Below are 20,324 nucleotides of genomic sequence, written 5' to 3' on the forward strand. Positions count from 1 at the left end.
CTAAATCAGGGCTGGCGTGCCGCGGGTAGCTCTTCGGCTGTCATTCGACGGCGGACGCTTCAATCTTGTCCAGGCGTGGCGCCTTGCTGCTGCAACGGCGCTGGTCCTGACGCTGGGCCACTTCTTGTACCTCACGGCGAGTGACAAGGTCGGCCAAGCTGATACCGCTCAGAAATTCGTGAATCTGCAGGCTCAAGTCGCACCACAGATGATGGGTCAGGCAGGTATCACCGGAATGGCAATCGCCCTGGCCCTGGCACTTGGTGGCATCGACCGATTCGTTCACCGCATCGATCACCTGGGCGACCTGGATGCCCTGCATGTCGCGGGACAACTGGTAGCCACCACCCGGACCGCGAACGCTGGAAACCAGGTTGCTGCGGCGCAGCTTGGCAAACAGCTGCTCGAGGTAGGACAGGGAGATGCCTTGGCGCTCGGAGATATCGGCCAGAGACACCGGCCCGTGCTGCGCGTGCAACGCCAGGTCAAGCATGGCGGTCACGGCGTATCGGCCTTTTGTAGTCAGTCGCATGGACAGTTACCACGGAGTTCGGAATGGGCGGGAGTATGCAATTCCCGAGCATTTAAGTCAACTATAAGACCTAGTGCTTTAGTCGGGTTTACCCGCAAAAGAGCGCGCGCACTATAGCAAAGACGGGCTGCGGACAGCCAGCGGAACCGCGTGATCGTTCTTCGCGAGCAGGCTCGCTCCCACATTGGAATGCATTGCTCTTGTGGGAGCGAGCCTGCTCGCGAAAAGCAGCGCCGCGGTTCAGCCGGCTTTCGATTCGTCCTTGCCCTTGACGCAAGCGAAGTCTTCTTCGCGCAGTTCAGGCAGATCTTTCGCACAGTAATTGCTGCCCAGATCCTTCAGTGCGCCGCACATGCCTTCCAGGCGCCCGTCCACTGCTTGCAGATGATCGAGCAACTGGCCGATGGCGCGGGCCACCGGGTCGGGCATATCTTCGCTGACACCGTAGGCGTCGAAACCGATCTTTTCCGCCATGGCTTTGCGCTTGGCGTTTTGCTCTTCGTCGGTCTTGACGATGATCCGCCCCGGAATCCCCACCACCGTGGCGCCCGGCGGCACTTCTTTGGTGACCACAGCATTGGAACCGACTTTGGCGCCGGCACCCACCGTGAACGGGCCAAGCACCTTGGCGCCAGCGCCGACCACCACGCCATCACCCAGCGTCGGGTGGCGCTTGCCTTTGTTCCAGCTGGTGCCGCCGAGGGTCACACCCTGATAGATAGTCACGTCGTCGCCGATCTCGGCGGTTTCACCAATGACGATGCCCATGCCGTGGTCGATGAAGAAACGCCGACCGACCTTGGCGCCCGGATGAATCTCGATCCCGGTCAGCCAGCGACCGAAGTTCGACACCAGCCGCGCCAGCCACTTCAATTCGTTACGCCAGAGCATGCCGGCCAGTCGATGAATCCAGATCGCATGCATGCCGGGGTAGCAGGTCAGGACTTCAAAAGCGTTACGCGCCGCCGGGTCTCGATGGAATACGCTCTGGATATCTTCACGCAAACGCTCAAACATCATTCAATCCTTCCGCTTTAGAAGCTCGCCACGGGCCGCTTTCTGGGTTTCCGTGAGGATGCCACGCAAAATATTCATTTCCGCCCGGCTGACCGAGCTGCGTCCGTACAACCGGCGCAGGCGCGCCATCAAGTGCCGTGGCTTTTCCGGATCGAGGAATTCGATGGCAACCAGCGTCTGCTCCAGGTGCTCATAGAATCGCTCCAGCTCATCCATGGTCGCCAGCTCGGCACTTTTCACCGAGGCCACTTCTTCTTTCTCGACCTTGCTTGGCTGACCCTGTGCGGCCAGCCAGGCCATGCGCACTTCATAACTCAATACCTGCACCGCCGCCCCGAGATTCAGCGAACTGAAGGTCGGGTCGGAAGGGATGTGTACGTGAAAGTGACATCGCTGCAGCTCTTCGTTGGTCAGGCCGGAATCTTCACGGCCGAACACCAAAGCAATCTCGGCGCCCTGCCCGGCTTCCTCGACCACCTTGTTACCGCATTCGCGCGGATCCAGCAGCGGCCAGGGAATACGCCGGTCGCGGGCGCTGGTGCCGAGCACCAGATTGCAGCCGACCAGAGCATCTTCCAACGTGGCGACGACTTGCGCGTTTTCAAGGATGTCACCGGCACCGGAGGCGCGGGCATCGGCCTCGTGGTGCGGGAAGACCCGCGGATCGACCAGCACCAGTCGCGACAGACCCATGTTTTTCATGGCGCGCGCGGCCCCGCCGATGTTGCCGGGGTGGCTGGTGTTGACCAGGACGACACGAATGTTCTGCAGCAAGGGAGGCGCTCTCGGACACAGGAAAGGGGGGCAAATCTTACAGAACAGCCTACCGTTAAGCTATGAAAGCGAACAGCGTCCTTCACCTGAAGAAAAGTTCTGATAGAATGCGCGGCTTTCTTTAACAACCTTAGGTGACACATCCATGCAGCCCATGCTGAATATCGCGCTGCGCGCCGCCCGCAGCGCCAGTGAACTGATCTTCCGCTCCATCGAGCGCCTGGATACCATCAAGGTCGACGAAAAAGACGCCAAGGATTACGTATCCGAGGTCGATCGCGCCGCTGAACAGAAAATCATCGATGCCCTGCGCAAGGCTTACCCGAACCACTCGATTCAGGGTGAAGAAACCGGCCTGCACGCTGGCACCGGCATCGAAGGCGAAGAGTACCTGTGGATCATCGATCCGCTGGACGGCACCACCAACTTCCTCCGTGGCATTCCGCACTTTGCAGTGAGCATTGCCTGCAAATATCGTGGACGCCTGGAGCACGCAGTGGTTCTGGACCCGGTTCGCCAGGAAGAATTCACCGCCAGCCGTGGTCGCGGCGCTCAACTGAACGGTCGTCGCCTGCGCGTCAGCGGTCGCACCAGCCTCGACGGCGCCCTGCTCGGCACTGGCTTCCCGTTCCGTGACGATCAGATGGACAACCTCGACAACTACCTGGGCATGTTCCGCGCCCTGGTTGGCCAGACTGCCGGCATCCGCCGCGCCGGTTCGGCGAGCCTGGACCTGGCTTACGTGGCTGCCGGTCGTTTCGATGCGTTCTGGGAGTCGGGCCTGTCCGAGTGGGACATGGCTGCAGGCGCCCTGCTGATTCAAGAAGCCGGCGGCCTGGTGAGCGACTTCACCGGTGGTCACGACTTCCTTGAGAAAGGCCACATCGTTGCCGGCAACACCAAATGCTTCAAGGCAGTGCTGACGGCGATCCAGCCGCACCTGCCGGCCTCGCTGAAGCGCTAAGCTTTCCGCGAAACCAAAAAGCACCCTCCGGGGTGCTTTTTTTATGCCTGCAATTCCAAACAGCACAATTCCCTGTGGGAGCGAGCCTGCTCGCGAATGGGGCGTGTCAGCAAAGAAAATATCCACTGCTAGACCGTATTCGCGAGCAGGCTCGCTCCCACAGGTGAGAATCGCGCGCTGCCCTGAATCGCGGGTACAAAAAAAGCACCCCGCAGGGTGCTTCTTTTCACAACCGTAAATCCTTACTGAGCCGGCTCATTCTGCGACAGGATCAGCTTGCCTTCCTTGTCGACCGGAATCTGGTTGCCCGGATCGCGATCCATCCGCACCTTGCCTTCCTTGCCATCGAGCGAGTAACGCACGTCGTAGCCGACGACCTTGTCGCTGATGTCATTGACCGTGTTGCAGCGAGTTTGCGTAGTGGTGTAGGTGTCGCGGTTCTGCATACCTTCCTGCACCTTGTTACCGGCATAACCGCCGCCAACTGCACCGGCCACGGTGGCAATCTTCTTGCCGGTACCGCCGCCCACCTGATTACCCAACAAACCACCGGCTACGGCACCGATCGCCGTGCCGAGAATCTGGTGTTGATCCTTGACCGGCGCCTGCCGGGTCACGGTTACATCCTTGCATACTTCACGTGGAGTCTTGATCTGTGTCTTGACCGGCTCAACGGCTAATACTTGCGCATACTCAGGGCCGCTTTTAACCAGGCTGTAGGTGGCAACAGCACCCCCGGCTGTGACACCGACAGCACCCAATACCGCACCAACCAGCAACGACTTGTTCACATGAACCTCCTGACCATCACATGCGGGACGCGCCCGCGCTTCTCCCAGCCTTGGAGCACAAAAAAAGGCGCGAGTTCAACTCGCGCCTTTTGTTGGCTGACAGCCGGAAAATCGCTGGCCGTTATGGACGGTCGTCGACTTCCTTATCGGTGTTAGCCGGAGGAATCAGATCCTCGGTGGTCAGGTTCAGCCAGATCAACACCACGTTGGCGATGTAGATCGACGAGTAGGTACCCGCCAGTACACCGATGAACAGCGCGATGGAGAAGCCGAACAGGTTGTCGCCGCCGAAGAACAACAGTGCCGCGATGGCCAGCAGCGTGGAGATCGACGTCGCCATGGTGCGCAGCAGGGTCTGGGTGGTCGAGATGTTGATGTTCTCGATCAGCGTCGCCTTGCGCAGCACACGGAAGTTCTCACGCACCCGGTCGAAGACCACGATGGTGTCGTTCAGTGAGTAACCGATGATCGCCAGCACCGCCGCCAGCACCGTCAGATCGAAGGTGATCTGGAAGTACGAGAGGATACCCACGGTCACGATCACGTCGTGGATCAGCGACACAATGGCGCCGACCGCAAACTTCCACTGAAAGCGGAACGCCAGGTAGATCAGGATGCCGCCGAGCGCCAGCAGCATGCCGAGGCCGCCCTGGTCGCGCAGTTCTTCACCGACCTGCGGGCCGACGAATTCGACACGCTTGACCGTCGCCGGGTTGTCGCCGCCGACTTTCTGCAATGCGTCTGCGACCTGATGGCCCAGCTGCGGGTCTTCACCCGGCATGCGCACCAGCAAGTCAGTAGTGGCGCCGAAGTTCTGCACCACAGCTTCGTGATAACCGGAAGTCGCCAGTTGCTCGCGCACCTTGGTGACATCGGCCGGACGCTCGTAGGTCAGCTCGATGAGCGTACCGCCGGTGAAGTCCAGACCCCAGTTCATGCCCTTGGTGGCGACACTGAACAAGGCAATGACGGTAAGCAACACGGTGACGCCGAACGCGAAGTTGCGAACGCCCATGAAGTTGATTGTACGTAACATGGCAGCCCCTTAAATCCACAACTTCTTGAAGTCACGTCCGCCAAAGATCAGGTTGACCATTGCGCGGGTCACCATGATGGCCGTGAACATCGAGGTAAAGATCCCGAGGGACATGGTCACTGCGAAACCCTTCACCGGGCCGGTGCCCATGGCGAAGAGAATGCCGCCGACCAGCAAGGTGGTCAGGTTGGCATCGAGAATCGCAGTAAATGCCCGGCCGAAGCCTTCGTTGATTGCCCGCTGCACAGTCATGCCGGCGGCGATCTCTTCACGAATCCGCGAGAAGATCAGTACGTTGGCGTCGACCGCCATACCCATGGTCAGGACGATACCGGCGATACCCGGCAGGGTCAGCGTGGCGCCCAACAGCGACATCAATGCCAGCAGCAGCACCATGTTCACCGCCAGCGCGACGGTGGCGATGACGCCGAAGAAGCGGTAGATGGCGATGATGAACAGCGATACGAACAGCATGCCCCACAGGGAAGCGTCGATACCTTTGGTGATGTTGTCAGCACCCAGGCTCGGACCGATTGTGCGCTCTTCAGCGAAGTACATCGGTGCAGCCAGACCACCGGCACGCAGCAGCAGCGCCAGCTCGGACGACTCGCCCTGACCGTTCAGGCCAGTGATGCGGAATTGCGCACCCAGCGGCGACTGAATGGTCGCCAGGCTGATGATCTTCTTCTCTTCCTTGAACGTCTGCACCGCAACGTCTTTCTCGACACCATCAACCACTTGCTTGGTGTAAGTGGTGACCGGACGCTGTTCGATGAAGATCACCGCCATGCTGCGACCGACGTTGGAACGGGTCGCGCGGCTCATCAGCTCGCCACCGTGGCCATCCAGACGGATGTTCACTTCAGGCGTGCCGTGCTCGCCGAAACCGGCCTTGGCGTCGGTGACCTGGTCACCGGTGATGATCAGGCCACGCTCGATCTGCGCTGGCGGACGGTTGCCTTCGCGGAATTCGAACGACTCGGAAGTGGCTTTCGAAGCGCCCGGCTCGGCGGCCAGACGGAACTCGAGGTTGGCCGTCTTGCCGAGAATACGCTTGGCTTCGGCAGTGTCCTGCACGCCCGGCAGCTCAACCACGATGCGGTTGGCGCCCTGACGCTGCACGATCGGTTCGGCAACACCCAGCTCGTTGACGCGGTTACGTACCGTGGTCAGGTTCTGCTTGATGGAGTATTCACGGATTTCCGCCAGCTTGGCCGGGGTCATCGCCAGACGCAGCACCGGTTGACCGTTGAGGTCGGCCGGAACAATGTCGAAATCGTTGAAGTTCTTGCGGATCAGCGCACGGGCCTGTTCGCGGGAATCTTCATCGCTGAAGCCCAACTGAATGGCACCGCCCAGTTGCGGCAGGCTGCGATAGCGCAGCTTCTCTTTGCGCAGCAGGCTCTTGACGTCGCCTTCGTAGACTTTCAGGCGCGCATCGAGGGCTTTGTCCATGTCCACTTCGAGCAGGAAGTGCACACCACCGGACAAGTCCAGACCCAGCTTCATCGGGTGCGCACCGAGGTTGCGCAGCCATTGCGGGGTGGTCTGTGCCAGGTTCAGCGCGACGACGTAGTCATCACCCAATGCCTTGCGTACAACGTCCTTGGCAGGCAGCTGATCTTCAGCCTTGCTCAGACGGATCAGACCGCCCTTGCCGCCCGCCGTCAGCGTAGCCGCCTTGACGTTGATGCCGGACTCTTTCAGCGCTGTGCTGACGCGAGCCAGATCGGCGTCATTGACCTGCAGAGCCGTGCTGGCGCCGCTGATCTGAATGGCCGGGTCATCGGGGTAAAGATTGGGAGCGGAATAAATCAGACCGATCGCCAGCACCGCCAGGATCAGAATGTATTTCCACAGAGGGTATTTGTTCAGCATCACGCCGCCCGTTATGAACGCGGGGCGCCTTGCGCGCCCCGTCGATTGAGTAGAAGTTGTTGCTCTTAGATCGCTTTCAGCGTGCCTTTTGGCAGCGTGGCGGCGATGGCGCCTTTCTGGAACTTCATTTCCACGGTGTCGGAAACTTCCAGAACCACGAAATCATCGGCAACCTTGGTGATCTTGCCGGCGATGCCGCCAGTGGTCACGACTTCGTCGCCCTTCTGCAGGCTGCTCAGCAGGTTCTTCTGCTCTTTGGCGCGCTTGGCCTGTGGACGCCAGATCATCAGGTAGAAGATGACCAGGAAGCCGACCAGGAAAATCCACTCGAAGCCGCCGCCCATTGGGCTTGCAGCAGCCGGTGCAGCTGCGTCAGCCATGGCGTTAGAGATAAAAAAGCTCATTTAGCACTCCAGTTGCAAATGTTGAATCTTGGGGTCAGAAAACTCAGTCCAAAGGCGGAACGGGAAGTCCGCGTTTGGCGTAGAAGGCATCGACAAAGGCGGCCAATGTACCCTGTTGAATAGCCTCGCGCAAACCAGCCATGAGCACCTGATAATGGCGCAAGTTATGGATGGTATTGAGCATGCTGCCGAGCATTTCGCCGCACTTGTCCAGGTGATGCAGATAAGCGCGCGAGAAGTTCTGGCAGGTGTAGCAATCACAGGTCGGATCCAGCGGCGATTCATCATGGCGATGGAACGCGTTACGGATCTTCAGCACACCGGTATCGATGAACAGATGCCCATTGCGGGCATTACGGGTTGGCATCACGCAATCGAACATGTCCACCCCGCGGCGCACACCCTCAACCAGATCTTCCGGTTTGCCAACGCCCATAAGGTAACGAGGTTTGTCAGCGGGCATCTGGCCCGGCAGATAATCCAGCACCTTGATCATTTCGTGCTTCGGTTCGCCCACCGACAGACCGCCGATGGCGAGGCCGTCGAAGCCGATCTTGTCGAGGCCTTCGAGCGAGCGCATGCGCAGGTTTTCATGCATGCCGCCCTGGACGATGCCGAACAGCGCCGCGGTGTTGTCGCCGTGGGCATTCTTCGAACGCTGCGCCCAGCGCAGCGACAATTCCATCGATACGCGCGCGACGTCTTCGTCAGCCGGATACGGCGTGCATTCGTCGAAGATCATCACGATGTCGGAACCGAGATCGCGCTGCACCTGCATCGACTCTTCCGGGCCCATGAACACTTTGGCGCCGTCAACCGGAGAAGCGAAGGTCACGCCCTCCTCCTTGATCTTGCGCATCGCGCCGAGGCTGAACACCTGGAAGCCGCCGGAGTCGGTGAGGATCGGGCCTTTCCACTGCATGAAATCGTGTAGGTCGCCGTGCTCCTTGATCACCTGAGTGCCGGGACGCAGCCACAGGTGAAAGGTGTTGCCCAGAATGATTTCCGCGCCCGTGGCGACGATGTCGCGCGGCAGCATGCCCTTGACCGTGCCGTAGGTGCCGACCGGCATGAACGCCGGGGTCTCGACGGTGCCACGGGGAAAGGTCAGGCGACCACGACGAGCCTTGCCATCGGTGGCCAGCAGCTCAAAGGACATTCGACATTCGCGACTCATTCTGTTTCCTCTGGGCCTGTCTGTTCAGGGGCAGTTGGAGCGGGATTGCGGGTGATGAACATCGCATCCCCGTAACTGAAAAAGCGGTAACCGTTTTCGACGGCGGCCTTATAGGCGGCCATGGTTTCGGGATAACCGGCAAACGCGGAAACCAGCATCAACAGCGTGGATTCCGGCAAATGGAAATTGGTCACCAGGGCATCGACCACATGAAACGGCCGGCCCGGATAGATAAAGATGTCGGTGTCGCCACTGAACGGCTTGAGCACACCATCGCGCGCCGCACTTTCCAGCGAACGCACGCTGGTGGTGCCGACCGCAATCACCCGACCGCCCCGCGCACGGCACGCAGCGACCGCGTCGACCACATCCTGGCCGACTTCCAGCCACTCGCTGTGCATGTGGTGATCTTCGATCTTCTCGACACGCACCGGCTGAAATGTCCCCGCGCCGACGTGCAACGTCACGAACGCAGTCTCGACGCCCTTGGCAGCAATCGCCTGCATCAGCGGCTCATCGAAATGCAGCCCCGCCGTCGGCGCCGCCACCGCGCCCAGGCGCTGAGCGTACACGGTCTGATAACGCTCGCGATCCGAGCCTTCATCCGGGCGGTCTATATAAGGAGGCAACGGCATGTGCCCGACGCGGTCGAGCAGCGGCAACACTTCCTCGGCAAAACCCAGCTCGAACAACGCATCATGACGCGCGAGCATCTCGGCTTCGCCACCGCCGTCGATAAGGATCTTCGAACCCGGTTTCGGCGACTTGCTGGAGCGCACATGCGCCAGCACGCGGTGCGCATCGAGCACGCGCTCAATGAGAATTTCCAGCTTGCCGCCGGACGCTTTCTGCCCGAACAGCCGCGCCGGAATCACCCGGGTATTGTTGAACACCATCAAATCGCCCGGGCGCAAATGCTCAAGCAAATCAGTGAATTGACGGTGTGCCAGGGCGCCGCTCGGCCCATCAAGGGTCAGCAGGCGACTACCGCGACGCTCGGCCAACGGATGGCGGGCGATCAGCGAATCAGGAAGCTCGAAAGTAAAGTCAGCAACGCGCATGATGGGGTTCGTCTAGCAGGGCCGGAAAGTCTAGCGGAAATATCAAAAATTGACCATGAAACGTGATTGACCAACGGTAATCACCTCTCTATACTTCGCCGCCATTGAGCCCTGATGGCGGAATTGGTAGACGCGGCGGATTCAAAATCCGTTTTCGAAAGGAGTGGGAGTTCGAGTCTCCCTCGGGGCACCAACACAGAGAAAAAGGTCTTGCGAAAGCAGGGCCTTTTTTTCGTCTGGTGGAAAGTGGTTGGTGCAATGCCGACCACTAAAGCCCCGCCCGACGATTGAGCTTGAAGCGACCTGAATCACCGCATAGGTGAAACAAAAGGTGGCTTTTACCATCGAGGAATACCAAACCGCATGCAACCGTCCTCATAGCCTAGAGGCTATCTCCTTCCACATGTAGTCATAGTTGTACTCCAACCAACGCACCAATAATCTGTCGTACTGCCTGCGAAACCAATTGCGCCGTCGCGCCGCGAGCCTCTCCTCTATCTCGGTTCTGAGCCATTCAGGGTCAAACCCAGTCCATACAGTGGGCAGAACTGCAGCAATGTTTGTGAAACACACTGGTGCTACTTCTGAATAAAAAATCTTGTAGAGCACCGCTGGATCAACGCCCTTGAGCTGACGAACGACGTAGTCGTAATCAGTGGGGAAATGATTGAAAGGCTCCGATAAGGCATCTCTGACCCTAGTCAGTTGTGGTTCATTCAGATGATGTCCCAATGCAAAAATCCTCCGATTCCTTATCCAGTAACTCGCTACCGTTTCGTCTGCAGATCTGCGTGTAACCGCACCGACGACAATCGTATGCATATCGCTATGGCGAGCCAGGGCCAAAACTGACGTCATCTTGCCGAGCAACAGCTCAAGTCCAGAATCGGGCGCTTGCCCAACCTATTCCTTAGCCCCAAACATCCGCTCAGCAATCTCCCGCCCCCGCTCCATCCCTTCCTTCGTCAACCATATCGACTTGTTCCTGTTCACCGGATTACTGATCAAACCCTGTTCGTGCAAGCGGTTCATGATTTCGAAGTCATAGCCCTTCCACGCATTGCCGTCGTCGGAGCTATAGGCAGCCAGGAGAGCAAGGACGGCGTCGTCGATCAGTTTCATGTCGTATTCCATGATGGTCACTCCGCTGATGTTCAGTTTTTGTAATCAAAGCGTCGTATCAAAGTGGATGTCAATGCTGCGCGAGCTTGAGAGTTTAGATGGCCGATTGCTGGTTGCCTCGCATGCGATGACCGCCCGTATAATCGCGCCCGCAAAATAGACTTCCGCTGGTACTTCGCACATCGGGCTCAAGCCCTTCACTTCATTGACAGACATCCCCATGGAAACCTCACTGGAAACCGTCGCCCTCTTCTCCCTCAAACTCGCCTACGAAGAAGAGGGCCTGAGCCCGATCCTGCGCGATGACATGGTCATGGGCGATTATCAGAAAGACGTTTTCGAGTTACTGGTGAAACGCGGCGATGTCGAGACCATTCAGTTCAAGATGAACGCATGCCTGAACCTGGCGCTGGATGCCTTGGGTGGGGTCGAGAAGCCCTTGGGGCGGGAGTTGCGCAAGTTGTCGGCGGAGTTGGCTCAGGCGCGGTCGGTGGAGCAGCTGGGGCAGCCGCTGCTCGCACTGAAGGGGTATCTGCGCGACATTCTTTGAGTGCCGCGCTACAGCCATGCCGGTATCTCTCCTGATCAGCGACGTGCTTTAAGCACCCGAATATCTGTTGGGAAGCCGTCAGCGCCCACCAGCTTTTTCCAGCCCATGTACTGAAATTCGCCGTTGGGATCAATGTAGTCGCCCTTCTCTGGTTGCCCTCCGCCAACTATCGCAACACGCTTCACTTCGCCACAGCCGCCATCCGACGGTCGCACCGTGTAGATCACATAGGGCTTCACGTATTGCGTGGCGCGGAAGTATTGGCCGCAGATTTCGTCGACGGTAATCAGCATGGTTTTCAGGCGGGCTTCGCCTTCGGTGTCTTCGTGCAGTTTCAGGAAGGAGATATCGCCGACGTCGCTGTAGCCGAGGGAACGGGCGCGTTGGTAGGCGGGGGAATTCTGGTGCGCAATACGGCCCTCCTCCACACCCCTTTGCATTTGCGCGGCGAACTCGGCTTTGCCTTGGGCCAGGGTTGCCTCGGCGTGGGCGGCGACGTTTTCGCAGTGGGCGTACTCGCTGGAGTCGAGGTGTTGCGGGAGCAGGTTCAGGCGGCGCTCGTTCATGGAGGCGAGGCTGTCTTGCAGGCCGGACGTTAGTGCATAGGCAGCGGAGACGCGACCGCTCTGGACGTCGGCGATTGTCTCCTGCATGCGCTGGCAATTGGCGAGGTAGTAATCCCAGCTGGCTTGCGGGTGTTCTTTCGCGAAGCAGAAGGCTGGGGTAACGGAGACGGCAAGGGTGAGAGCGCCGAGCAGTTGCAGCAAACGGGTTGTGGAAAACATGGGTAGTCCATTACAGAGAAGGCATGGCGCGACGCTACTATTTTGCTATCGTTCCGTCCACTCTCAACAGGCGAACAAGTTGTCGCCTCTGTCTCGTGGCAAGGAAAGAAATCCGATGGATGCTGTGTTGTGTTTAGTGGTCATGGCGGCAATGTGGTTCTGGGTGGTGCGACAGCGTGGGCACTGGAATCTGTTATTGGCAAACCTCGCCGGAGCGGGCAGCGCTGTGGTGGCGGGCATTGTCTTCACACTGCTTTATGACGGTCTGTTCGGCACCACCATGGCAGCGCCGGGACTGCATAACAGCCTGGTGGTGTTCATGACCAGCGCGGGCGTTCTGGCGGGTGTGTGGTTGTGGATCGCCAAGCGTCGTCAGCCGGCGCATCCGGTTGCACGTCAACTGCTCGCGGGGGTCTGTGGCGTTGCCGCCGGCATGGTCACGTTGATTTTTCTGGCGGCGAATTATTTTCCGCAGCCGTAGCCGGACGGCGCGTCTATTTTGCTATCTTGCCGCGCATCGTCGGTGCTCGCTGATCGTCTCGCGCCGCGCTTGGATTGTTGAAAGGTAAGGAAAGGATCAAATGGAGTTTCTGCGTTTTCTGGCGTTCGTCGCTGTCTGGGGTTTCATGTGGCGCTGGGTGGTGAAGAACCGCGGCAGCTGGAATATTTTCTACGGCAACATCGTTGGCGCGGCGGGTGGGTTCATTGTCGGGCTGGTGATGTTGTCGATCACCTTTTCGCTGTTTCCTTCGTCGTTCGATCACGAGGCGCAGGCGCAAAACACGCCAGTCGTCGAGTCGACCTCTGTGTTGCCTGAAGCCGAGGCAGTCACGCCCGTCACCGAGCTGAAAGATGCGCCGGTTTTTGCTGCCATCGAAGCGGACGACAAGCCTTCCCCGCCGGACTCCGCACTGTTGCCGAATAACGTCAGCCGGGCGCCGAAATCAATGGCGGTACAAACGGTGCTGAATCAAAGCGACTACGAGGGTCGCATGGCCCTCGCCGCGCTGAACAAGAAGTTGCGCGGCGACACACAGGCCGACAAGTCGATGATCGCGTATGTCATGTGCAGCCCGTTTGTCACCAGCACCCTGCGTTATCCCGCTTCGGCGCGTTTTGCTGACAGCAAAGCGCTGGTCAGTCATCGCTACAAGGATCAGGTCTACAGCTTCAGCAACAGCGTAACTGCGCGCAACATGAATGGCGACGATGTCACCTACCGTTTCGATTGCTCCGTGCAGGAATTGCCACGGGTTGATGCGACGGCTGGGGAGTGGCGTCTGCTGGCGCTGAAACTGCAAAAAGCCGACTCTTAAGGCTGATTTAAGGGATCAGGGCGCCGGCTGCGCTATCATCGCCGGCCTGTGCGCCTTGAACTTTGCCCTCAATGTTTTCAACACCTGATGACCTGATCTCGCTGCCTCCTGTACTGGCCGGTCCGTTGCTGCGGCGGCTGGAGCCGACGCGCGTGGTGCTGTGGCTGGTGGGCTCGCGTGAACTGTCGCTGACCTTGCGCCTGCAAGGTGTAGGAGATATTCCGCTCGACTCGCAGAAATGCACGGTCATTGCCGTAGGCCGTCATGCGTTCGTGCATCTGATAGACGTTCAGCTTGAAAGCGCCCTGCCCTGCGACACGTTTATCGATTACGACCTGCTGATCGACGACGCCATCGGTATGGCTGAGTGGGCGCCTCATCTGCTTTACCCTGGTGCCAGCTGCGCGAACCTCGTCGTGCGTTCGCGGATCGATCAATTGCTCCACGGTTCCTGCCGCAAGCCACATCATCCGGCAACCGACGGTTTGCTCTGCGTCGATCAATTGCTGGCCGACGAAACCGATGCGCAACGGCGCCCGGCGCTGCTGATGATGAGCGGTGATCAGGTCTATGCCGACGATGTTGCCGGGCCGATGCTGCGGGCGATTCATGCCTTGATCGAGCGTCTGGGTCTGTTCGATGAGCACCTTCACGGTGCCGTGGTCAGCGACAGCGCCAAGCTCTACCAACACCCGGCCAGCTACTACCACCGTGCGGATTTGTTACCGGCGCTAGAGAGCAACGAGACCTTGCGCGAGCGATTTTTCGGTGGCGCGCGTAAGCCGATTTTCACCAGCAGCAGTGCCGACAACCATCTGGTGACGTTCGCCGAAGTCATGGCCATGTACATGCTGGTGTGGTCGCCGACGCCGTGGTCGCTGATCAATCCGAGCGCGCCGACGCTGACGCCGGAACGCCGCAAGCGCTACCACCTCGAGCAGACGCGCATTGATGCCTTCAATACGGGCCTGGGCAACGTCGCGCGGGCGCTGGCGCATCTGCCGAGCCTGATGATTTTCGATGACCACGACATCACCGATGACTGGAATCTTTCTGCGCAGTGGGAGGAAACCGCCTACGGCCATCCGTTTTCCAAGCGCATTATCGGCAACGCGCTGATTGCTTATCTGTTGTGTCAGGGCTGGGGCAACAATCCGGACGCTTTCAAAGGAATGCTGGAGCAGACCGCACAACTGAGCGCCAGCGGTGATGACGGCTATCTGGACATGCCGGTGCAGGATGATCTGATTGATCAGCTGCTGCGTTTTCAGCAGTGGCATTTTGTGCTGCCGAGCAGTCCGGCGCTGGTGGTGATCGACACGCGCACCCGGCGCTGGCGCAGCGAGATGGCCCTCAAGCAACCGTCGGGCCTGCTCGACTGGGAAGCCTTGAGCGAACTGCAACAGGAACTGCTCGATCACCCTTCGGCGATCATCGTGTCGCCGGCGCCGATCTTCGGGGTGAAGCTGATTGAAACCGTGCAGAAGGTGTTCAGCTGGTGCGGTTATCCACTGCTGGTCGACGCGGAAAACTGGATGGCCCATCGCGGCGCGGCGCAGGTGATACTGAACATTTTCCGACACTCGCGCACACCCGGAAACTACGTGGTGCTGTCCGGCGATGTGCATTATTCCTTCGTCTACGAAGTCCTGATCCGCCACCGCAAGGCCGGCCCACGGATCTGGCAGATCACCAGCAGCGGCATCAAGAACGAATTCCCACCGACCCTGCTGGAATGGTTCGACCGCCTCAACCGCTGGCTCTACTCACCACGCTCACCGTTGAACTGGTTCACCAAACGCCGCCTGATGCGCATCGTCCCGTACACGCCGGAACATGCCGAGGCCGGGGAACGGCTGTGGAATTCGGCGGGGATCGGACAGGTGTTTTTCAATGAACAGGGGCAGCCGAGCGAGATTGTTCAGCACAACTCGAATGGGGCGGAGAAGACGAGGATGCTGGCGCCGGAGTTTGCAAATGCGCCGGACTAAAGCCATGCGCTGATCTGTGGGTGCGAGCCTGCTCGCGAAGGCGCAATTTCAGTCGACACCTACTGTGAATAGTCGACCGCTTTCGCGAGCAGGCTCGCTCCCACAGGGTTTTGCGCAGACCAATCAATGTGCGGCCAGAGCCCGCCCAACCCCTCTGACAATCATCCCCACCTCGCGCTCATCAATCGTCAGCGGCGGGAGCAACCTGATGGTCTTGCCACGAGTCACGTTGATCAACAAGCCGTGATCCCGCGCAGCGATCAGCGTCAGGTCGCGCACCGGTTGTTTCAGTTCGATACCGATCATGAGGCCCTGCCCCCGGATTGCCAGCACGTTCGGGTTGTCTGCCAATTCGGCGCGCAAGCGTTCCAGCAGCCGTGCGCCCTGCACCCGCGCATTCGCCAGCAGGCCTTGTTCTTCGATGATGTCCAGCACCGTGCAGCCGACCCGGCAGGCCAGTGGATTGCCGCCGAAAGTGCTGCCATGGCTGCCCGGGGTGAACAGGTCGGCCGCGCGGCCACGGGCCAGGCAGGCGCCGATCGGCACGCCATTGCCCAAGCCTTTGGCAAGGGTCATGACGTCGGGCACGATGCCTTCGTGTTGAAAGGCGAACCACTGCCCGGTGCGGCCGATGCCGGTCTGGATTTCATCGAGCATCAGCAGCCACGCGTGGCGATTGCACAGGTCGCGCAGGGCCTTGAGATAACCCGGCGGTGCGACTTGTACGCCGCTTTCGCCCTGAATCGGCTCGACCAGAATCGCCACGATGCGCGCGCCGTGTTTGCGTTGTATTTGCTCCAGCGCGGCGAGATCGCCGAACGGCACTTTGACGAAGTCCCCTGGCAGTTCGTTGAAGCCCAGCCGCACCGCCGGGCCATCGCTGGCGGACAAGGTGCCAAGGGTGCGGCCATGAAACGCGTTGGCCATGACCACCACCAGCGGCTGCTCGATGCCTTTGCGCCAGCCGTACAGACGCGCCAGTTTCAGTGCCGTCTCGTTCGCTTCGGCGCCGGAGTTGTTGAAGAACGCGCGCTGCATGCCCGACAACACCGTCAGCCGTTTGGCCAGTTGTTGCTGCCAGTCGATGCTGTACAGGTTTGAGGTGTGCAGCAGCAGCCCCGCTTGCTCGCTGATCGCCGCGACGATGCGCGGATGCGAGTGGCCGACATTGGTCACTGCCACACCGGCAACAGCGTCCAGATATTCGCGCCCCGCCTGATCCCACAGGCGCGTGCCCAGGCCCTTGGTGAAACTCAGGGCCAGTGGTTGGTAGGTGTTCATCAGGGCGGCGGTCATGACGTGAAACTCCATTGCAGGTCGGTGTTTTTGCAGTATGGTTAGCCACCTGAACTGGATAAACCCGGAAAAACTTCAATCATTTAAAAGCCGAGCTTGATAATGGATTTGTTTCAGTCGATGAGCGTCTACGTCAAAGTGGTCGAAACCGGGAGCATGACGGCCGCCGCTGCGAAGTGCGAAATGTCGACGACGATGGTGGGCAATCATCTGCGCGCGCTGGAGCAACGGCTCGGCGTGCAACTGCTGCAACGCACCACGCGCCGCCAGCGCCTGACCGAATTCGGCAGCGTCTATTATCAGCGCTGCCTGGAAGTGCTCGGCCTGGTGGCAGACTCCGAACGCCTTGCCGAACAAGCGTCGGACGAGCCGCGCGGTTTGCTGCGTATCACCGCGCCGCTGACCTTCGGCGTCGAACGACTGACCCCGGCGCTCAGCGAATATTCCTTGCTGTATCCGCAAGTGAAACTCGACGTGGTGCTGACCAACAGCCGCCCGGATCTGCTGGAAAACGGCCTCGATGTTGCCTTCCGTTTAGGCAATTTCGACCAGTCCAACCTGATCGCCCGGCCCTTGATCGACTACACCCTGACCGTCTGCGCCTCCCCGCAATACATCGCGCGGCGCGGCATGCCGCACACGCCCCAGGATTTGCAGCAGCACGATTGCCTATCCTTCGCCTATCCGGCTGGGGATGACTGGCAATCGGTGGAAAAACGCTGGCGTCTGAGCGGTCCGGAAGGCGAAGTCCTCGTCGACGTCAGCGGGCCGATGTTGATCAACAGCTCCGCCGGTTTGCACCAGGCAGCGCGCAACGGCATGGGCATCATGATGCTGCCCGACGCGCTGGTGGAGCAGGATCTGCGCGACGGTAAACTGGTCAGGGTAATGACGGACTACCAACCGCCGAGCAGGCCGATGCATCTGTTGTATGCGCAGGATCGCTATCGATTGCCGAAGCTGAGACGCTTTGTCGAGTTTGCGATGCGTACGTGGGGGAAACCCGCTGACGCCATGCTCGGAATATAACGCACGCCGGGAAAAATCCCGACCACCAGACCGTTGCTCCGTGACAACGCCGCCCCGCTCCCCTAAATTAGTCGGCCTGAAAAAGACCTCGTGCTTTCTCGCCTCAACTCAAGTTAAAAAGTAGTGAAATTTCAATGTCCGATTTCAACACCGCTGAATCCGTAGTCACCCAGTCGTCCAAAGCGGAATACGAAAACTCCATCAATCTTTCACAACACCTGCCTCAAGCCAAAATCATCAGCGAGATGGTCCTGGACGCGTTCCAGTCGACCCGCGAGAGCGACCAGATCCGTGAATTGCGTGCGGCGATCCGTCAGGCGCATGACAGTTTTGATGACGACAAGGCGTACGAGCTGATGGGCGAACTCAAGCGCCTGAAAGACGCCGAGGCAGCCGACATCGCCGCGCTGGAAGACCTGAGCAGCAAGTTCTCGATCGGACGCATTCTGTCCAGCTTCAAGGACGATCCGGCATTCCAGGAAATCGTCTATGGCCTGGCGCTGAAGGTGCTGAATCAGACCCATCAGGCGATCAGCAACCCGAGCGGCGGCAAGAGCAAAGCTGCGAAGAAAAAAGAAGTGGAAATCTTCACCATCAGCAAGGACGGCGCCAGCGTGACCCTGCCAATGCGCACCCCGCGTTCGCGTCTGAACGTAGATCGTGAGGCACTGGAATTCCTCGGTTTCACTTTCGTGGGTGAAGGCGATGAAGCCGAGCTGGAAAGCGAAACCTTCGTCGATAACGCCGGTACCGAACAGGCGGTGAACCGCAAGAACATCATCACCGCCCTGCAGCAGCAGACCGCGTTTGATGGTTACAGTATCGCGGCGCAGTAATAGCGCAGCCGCTGTACGAAAAAGCCCCGCACTGAGATTCAGGCGGGGCTTTTTGTTGTCCGGCTTGTGATTCGTGAGGAGGCGAAAATCGTCGCCCCTCACCCCAGCCCTCTCCCGAGGGAGAGGGAGCCGACTTGTGTAATTTTCAAACCTGAGTTCGGCTCGGTATTTCAGGTCGGCGTATATCTTGAAAGCCCCTCAGTCAGTCCCCTCTCCCGAGGGAGAGGGAGCCGACTTGTGTGATTTTCAAACCTGAGTTCGGCTCGGTATTTCAGGTCGGCGTATATCTTGAAAGCCCCTCAGTCAGTCCCCTCTCCCTCCGGGAGAGGGTTAGGGTGAGGGCAAACCGCTACCCCCCCCTCAAGCCGAAGGATGCAACGCCGCAATCATGTCCACTTCAATCGCCGCATTCTTCGGCAACTGATACACGCCGATGGTCGTGCGCGTATGCCGCCCGGCATCGCCCAGCACATGGCTGAACACATCCGAAGCGCCGTTGGCCACTTCGCTCAGGTCGACGAAGTCGGCGGTCGATTTCACATACACCGTGACCCGCAACAACGCACGAATCTTGTCCAGTGAACCCACCGCATCGACGATCAGCGCCAGGCAACGCATCGCGCTGATGCTTGCGGCGGCTTGCGCATCCTTGAGGTTCAATTCCAGCCCCACGCGACCGGGATAGAGGATCTTGCCATTGACCCGCGGCACCATGCCGCTGATGTAGAGCTCGTCGTGATGACGGATCAGCGGCGCGTAATTGCCACCGGCGGTGTTCTCGCCATAGATGTCGTAGTTGAGTTCTTCGGCCAGGGCGATAAAACGCTCATCGCAGGTCATCCGTTCGGTCATTGCGCCCAGCCTTTTGATCAATGCACGGGTTAGGACAGTCGAGCACCGAAGGATGGCTTGGAGCTACTACTGTCGAGGTTGGATCCAAATCTATGGCGTTTGCCTAAGTTGTGCAACCAGCGTAGATGGAACAAAAGGCCCTAAACCTTTCGGATGCCCCGGACCACAAGCTGGTCTTCAGCGGCGCTCAAACAGTGTTCAAGCGCTCAACCATATCTGGAAATTTTTCAACCAGTCGTATCAATAAGGCTGCTTGAGCATTGGGCTTCGACTTTTCCTGCTCCCAATTTCGAAGGGTGTTTGGACTTGTCCTGATTCGACTGGCAAAAACAGCTTGAGACATATGCAGTTTTTCTCGAAGAGCAACAATTTCCTGTGCGCCCACTTCAGGTACAGGCTTGTCCTCAAGCACTGTATTGCGCAGTGTGATCTTGCCCTCGCGTTGAGCCGCCATCTCATCAACGCCCTGCATTAACTCTGCAAACAGGTCGCGTTTTTTCATGGGGTACCTCGTTTTTTCAACTCTTTATCAATGGCTGTCCTGAGTGCCCTCTCTTGCTCGGCAGTCAGCTTCTCAAGCTCATCTTTGTCGTAAATGGCGAACATCCAGAACTGACCATCATTCATAAGACAATAGTAGAGAACCCGCAAGCCGCCTCGTCTTCCCTTGCCACGGCGAGAGTCAGCCCAGCGCAGCTTACGGAAGCCACCCGTTCGAGGCATTACATCGCCCGCAAGCGGATTGCTCTGAAGGTAGTTCTGCAATGTTCGATATTCGTCGTCCGTCAGATAGCGACCAACGCTTTTGGTAAATATCGTTGTTTCAAAAAAGATTGTTCGCATAGCCAAACTATAAGCAGCTTGACTATAGACAGCCTATCAACAAATCGCTGCTCGAATAAACAAAAAACCC

General features: G+C 59.0%; 23 protein-coding genes and 1 tRNA gene. 8 read left to right on the plus strand and 16 right to left on the minus strand.

Going from position 1 to position 20,324, the window contains the following annotated elements:
* Positions 1-40 precede the first annotated feature (40 nt).
* The 3 genes from iscR to trmJ all read right to left on the minus strand — a co-directional run bounded on the left by iscR (position 41) and on the right by trmJ (position 2,323).
* Positions 41-532, minus strand: coding sequence for a Fe-S cluster assembly transcriptional regulator IscR (iscR, locus tag NF676_RS22010; protein ID WP_016773323.1), 492 nt, complete (start codon positions 530-532; stop codon positions 41-43).
* A 240-nt stretch (positions 533-772) separates the two neighbouring features.
* A complete protein-coding gene (gene cysE, locus NF676_RS22015) occupies positions 773-1,549 on the minus strand; it encodes a serine O-acetyltransferase (RefSeq protein ID WP_252886773.1) in 777 nt (258 codons plus the stop codon).
* A 3-nt stretch (positions 1,550-1,552) separates the two neighbouring features.
* Positions 1,553-2,323: a tRNA (cytosine(32)/uridine(32)-2'-O)-methyltransferase TrmJ gene (gene trmJ, locus NF676_RS22020; protein WP_041479930.1), complete on the minus strand. Its 771-nt coding sequence runs from the start codon at positions 2,321-2,323 to the stop codon at positions 1,553-1,555.
* 145 nt (positions 2,324-2,468) lie between these two features.
* Between trmJ and suhB the strand changes: the two genes are divergently transcribed.
* Positions 2,469-3,287, plus strand: coding sequence for a type III secretion system regulator SuhB (gene suhB / locus NF676_RS22025; RefSeq protein ID WP_016773320.1), 819 nt, complete (start codon positions 2,469-2,471; stop codon positions 3,285-3,287).
* Positions 3,288-3,529: 242 nt separating this feature from the next.
* Here suhB and NF676_RS22030 read toward each other — a convergent pair whose 3' ends face one another.
* From NF676_RS22030 to queA, 6 genes are all read right to left on the minus strand, one after another.
* Complete coding sequence (locus NF676_RS22030) at positions 3,530-4,078, minus strand: glycine zipper 2TM domain-containing protein (protein ID WP_041479931.1); 549 nt, start codon at positions 4,076-4,078, stop codon at positions 3,530-3,532.
* A 121-nt stretch (positions 4,079-4,199) separates the two neighbouring features.
* On the minus strand, positions 4,200-5,114 hold the full coding sequence (secF, locus tag NF676_RS22035) for a protein translocase subunit SecF (RefSeq protein WP_041479932.1): 915 nt from the start codon (positions 5,112-5,114) through the stop codon (positions 4,200-4,202).
* Positions 5,115-5,123: 9 nt separating this feature from the next.
* Positions 5,124-6,992, minus strand: a complete 1,869-nt coding sequence (gene secD, locus NF676_RS22040; RefSeq protein WP_016773318.1) for a protein translocase subunit SecD — start codon at positions 6,990-6,992, stop codon at positions 5,124-5,126.
* Positions 6,993-7,057: 65 nt separating this feature from the next.
* Positions 7,058-7,396 carry a preprotein translocase subunit YajC gene (gene yajC, locus NF676_RS22045; protein ID WP_016773317.1) on the minus strand — a complete coding sequence of 113 codons (339 nt, stop codon included), beginning with the start codon at positions 7,394-7,396 and terminating at the stop codon, positions 7,058-7,060.
* Positions 7,397-7,439: 43 nt separating this feature from the next.
* A complete protein-coding gene (tgt, locus tag NF676_RS22050) occupies positions 7,440-8,555 on the minus strand; it encodes a tRNA guanosine(34) transglycosylase Tgt (protein ID WP_160768392.1) in 1,116 nt (371 codons plus the stop codon).
* A 14-nt stretch (positions 8,556-8,569) separates the two neighbouring features.
* Complete coding sequence (gene queA, locus NF676_RS22055; protein ID WP_016773315.1) at positions 8,570-9,634, minus strand: tRNA preQ1(34) S-adenosylmethionine ribosyltransferase-isomerase QueA; 1,065 nt, start codon at positions 9,632-9,634, stop codon at positions 8,570-8,572.
* Between the two features lie 108 nt (positions 9,635-9,742).
* Here queA and NF676_RS22060 point away from each other — a divergent pair.
* Positions 9,743-9,827: transfer RNA gene (locus tag NF676_RS22060), tRNA-Leu, on the plus strand.
* Between the two features lie 182 nt (positions 9,828-10,009).
* Here NF676_RS22060 and NF676_RS22065 read toward each other — a convergent pair.
* Both NF676_RS22065 and NF676_RS22070 read right to left on the minus strand, forming a co-directional pair.
* Positions 10,010-10,366, minus strand: coding sequence for a DUF7079 family protein (locus NF676_RS22065; RefSeq protein ID WP_252887984.1), 357 nt, complete (start codon positions 10,364-10,366; stop codon positions 10,010-10,012).
* Between the two features lie 171 nt (positions 10,367-10,537).
* The gene (locus NF676_RS22070) at positions 10,538-10,756 is read right to left on the minus strand and encodes a DUF6429 family protein (protein WP_236708192.1); all 219 of its coding nucleotides are present in this window, start codon (positions 10,754-10,756) and stop codon (positions 10,538-10,540) included.
* Between the two features lie 220 nt (positions 10,757-10,976).
* Between NF676_RS22070 and NF676_RS22075 the strand changes: the two genes are divergently transcribed.
* Positions 10,977-11,306, plus strand: a complete 330-nt coding sequence (locus tag NF676_RS22075; RefSeq protein WP_150741862.1) for a hypothetical protein — start codon at positions 10,977-10,979, stop codon at positions 11,304-11,306.
* Between the two features lie 35 nt (positions 11,307-11,341).
* Here NF676_RS22075 and NF676_RS22080 read toward each other — a convergent pair whose 3' ends face one another.
* The gene (locus tag NF676_RS22080; protein WP_252868255.1) at positions 11,342-12,091 is read right to left on the minus strand and encodes a hypothetical protein; all 750 of its coding nucleotides are present in this window, start codon (positions 12,089-12,091) and stop codon (positions 11,342-11,344) included.
* Between the two features lie 115 nt (positions 12,092-12,206).
* Here NF676_RS22080 and NF676_RS22085 point away from each other — a divergent pair, with 115 nt between their 5' ends.
* From NF676_RS22085 to NF676_RS22095, 3 genes are all read left to right on the plus strand, one after another.
* Positions 12,207-12,572: a hypothetical protein gene (locus tag NF676_RS22085; RefSeq protein WP_041479936.1), complete on the plus strand. Its 366-nt coding sequence runs from the start codon at positions 12,207-12,209 to the stop codon at positions 12,570-12,572.
* 100 nt (positions 12,573-12,672) lie between these two features.
* Entirely contained in the window at positions 12,673-13,407 is a 735-nt protein-coding gene (locus NF676_RS22090; RefSeq protein WP_056790172.1) for a hypothetical protein, read from the plus strand.
* Between the two features lie 71 nt (positions 13,408-13,478).
* Positions 13,479-15,398 carry an alkaline phosphatase D family protein gene (locus NF676_RS22095; protein ID WP_252886774.1) on the plus strand — a complete coding sequence of 640 codons (1,920 nt, stop codon included), beginning with the start codon at positions 13,479-13,481 and terminating at the stop codon, positions 15,396-15,398.
* Between the two features lie 123 nt (positions 15,399-15,521).
* Here NF676_RS22095 and NF676_RS22100 read toward each other — a convergent pair whose 3' ends face one another.
* The gene (locus NF676_RS22100; protein WP_252886775.1) at positions 15,522-16,694 is read right to left on the minus strand and encodes an aspartate aminotransferase family protein; all 1,173 of its coding nucleotides are present in this window, start codon (positions 16,692-16,694) and stop codon (positions 15,522-15,524) included.
* A 102-nt stretch (positions 16,695-16,796) separates the two neighbouring features.
* Between NF676_RS22100 and NF676_RS22105 the strand changes: the two genes are divergently transcribed.
* On the plus strand, positions 16,797-17,723 hold the full coding sequence (locus NF676_RS22105; protein WP_252886776.1) for a LysR family transcriptional regulator: 927 nt from the start codon (positions 16,797-16,799) through the stop codon (positions 17,721-17,723).
* Positions 17,724-17,857: 134 nt separating this feature from the next.
* On the plus strand, positions 17,858-18,559 hold the full coding sequence (locus NF676_RS22110; RefSeq protein ID WP_016773307.1) for a hypothetical protein: 702 nt from the start codon (positions 17,858-17,860) through the stop codon (positions 18,557-18,559).
* A 360-nt stretch (positions 18,560-18,919) separates the two neighbouring features.
* On the opposite strand, the gene NF676_RS22115 is transcribed toward NF676_RS22110, so the two are convergent.
* From NF676_RS22115 to NF676_RS22125, 3 genes are all read right to left on the minus strand, one after another.
* Positions 18,920-19,411, minus strand: a complete 492-nt coding sequence (locus tag NF676_RS22115) for a RidA family protein (protein ID WP_016773306.1) — start codon at positions 19,409-19,411, stop codon at positions 18,920-18,922.
* Positions 19,412-19,598: 187 nt separating this feature from the next.
* Positions 19,599-19,913, minus strand: coding sequence for a helix-turn-helix domain-containing protein (locus NF676_RS22120; protein WP_041479944.1), 315 nt, complete (start codon positions 19,911-19,913; stop codon positions 19,599-19,601).
* Complete coding sequence (locus NF676_RS22125) at positions 19,910-20,254, minus strand: toxin (protein ID WP_252886777.1); 345 nt, start codon at positions 20,252-20,254, stop codon at positions 19,910-19,912. Before NF676_RS22125 ends, NF676_RS22120 begins: the two co-directional genes overlap by 4 nt.
* Positions 20,255-20,324: the final 70 nt, after the last annotated feature.

It is taken from the genome of Pseudomonas siliginis, from assembly GCF_024072275.1.
Classification (GTDB): Bacteria; Pseudomonadota; Gammaproteobacteria; order Pseudomonadales; family Pseudomonadaceae; genus Aquipseudomonas; species Aquipseudomonas siliginis.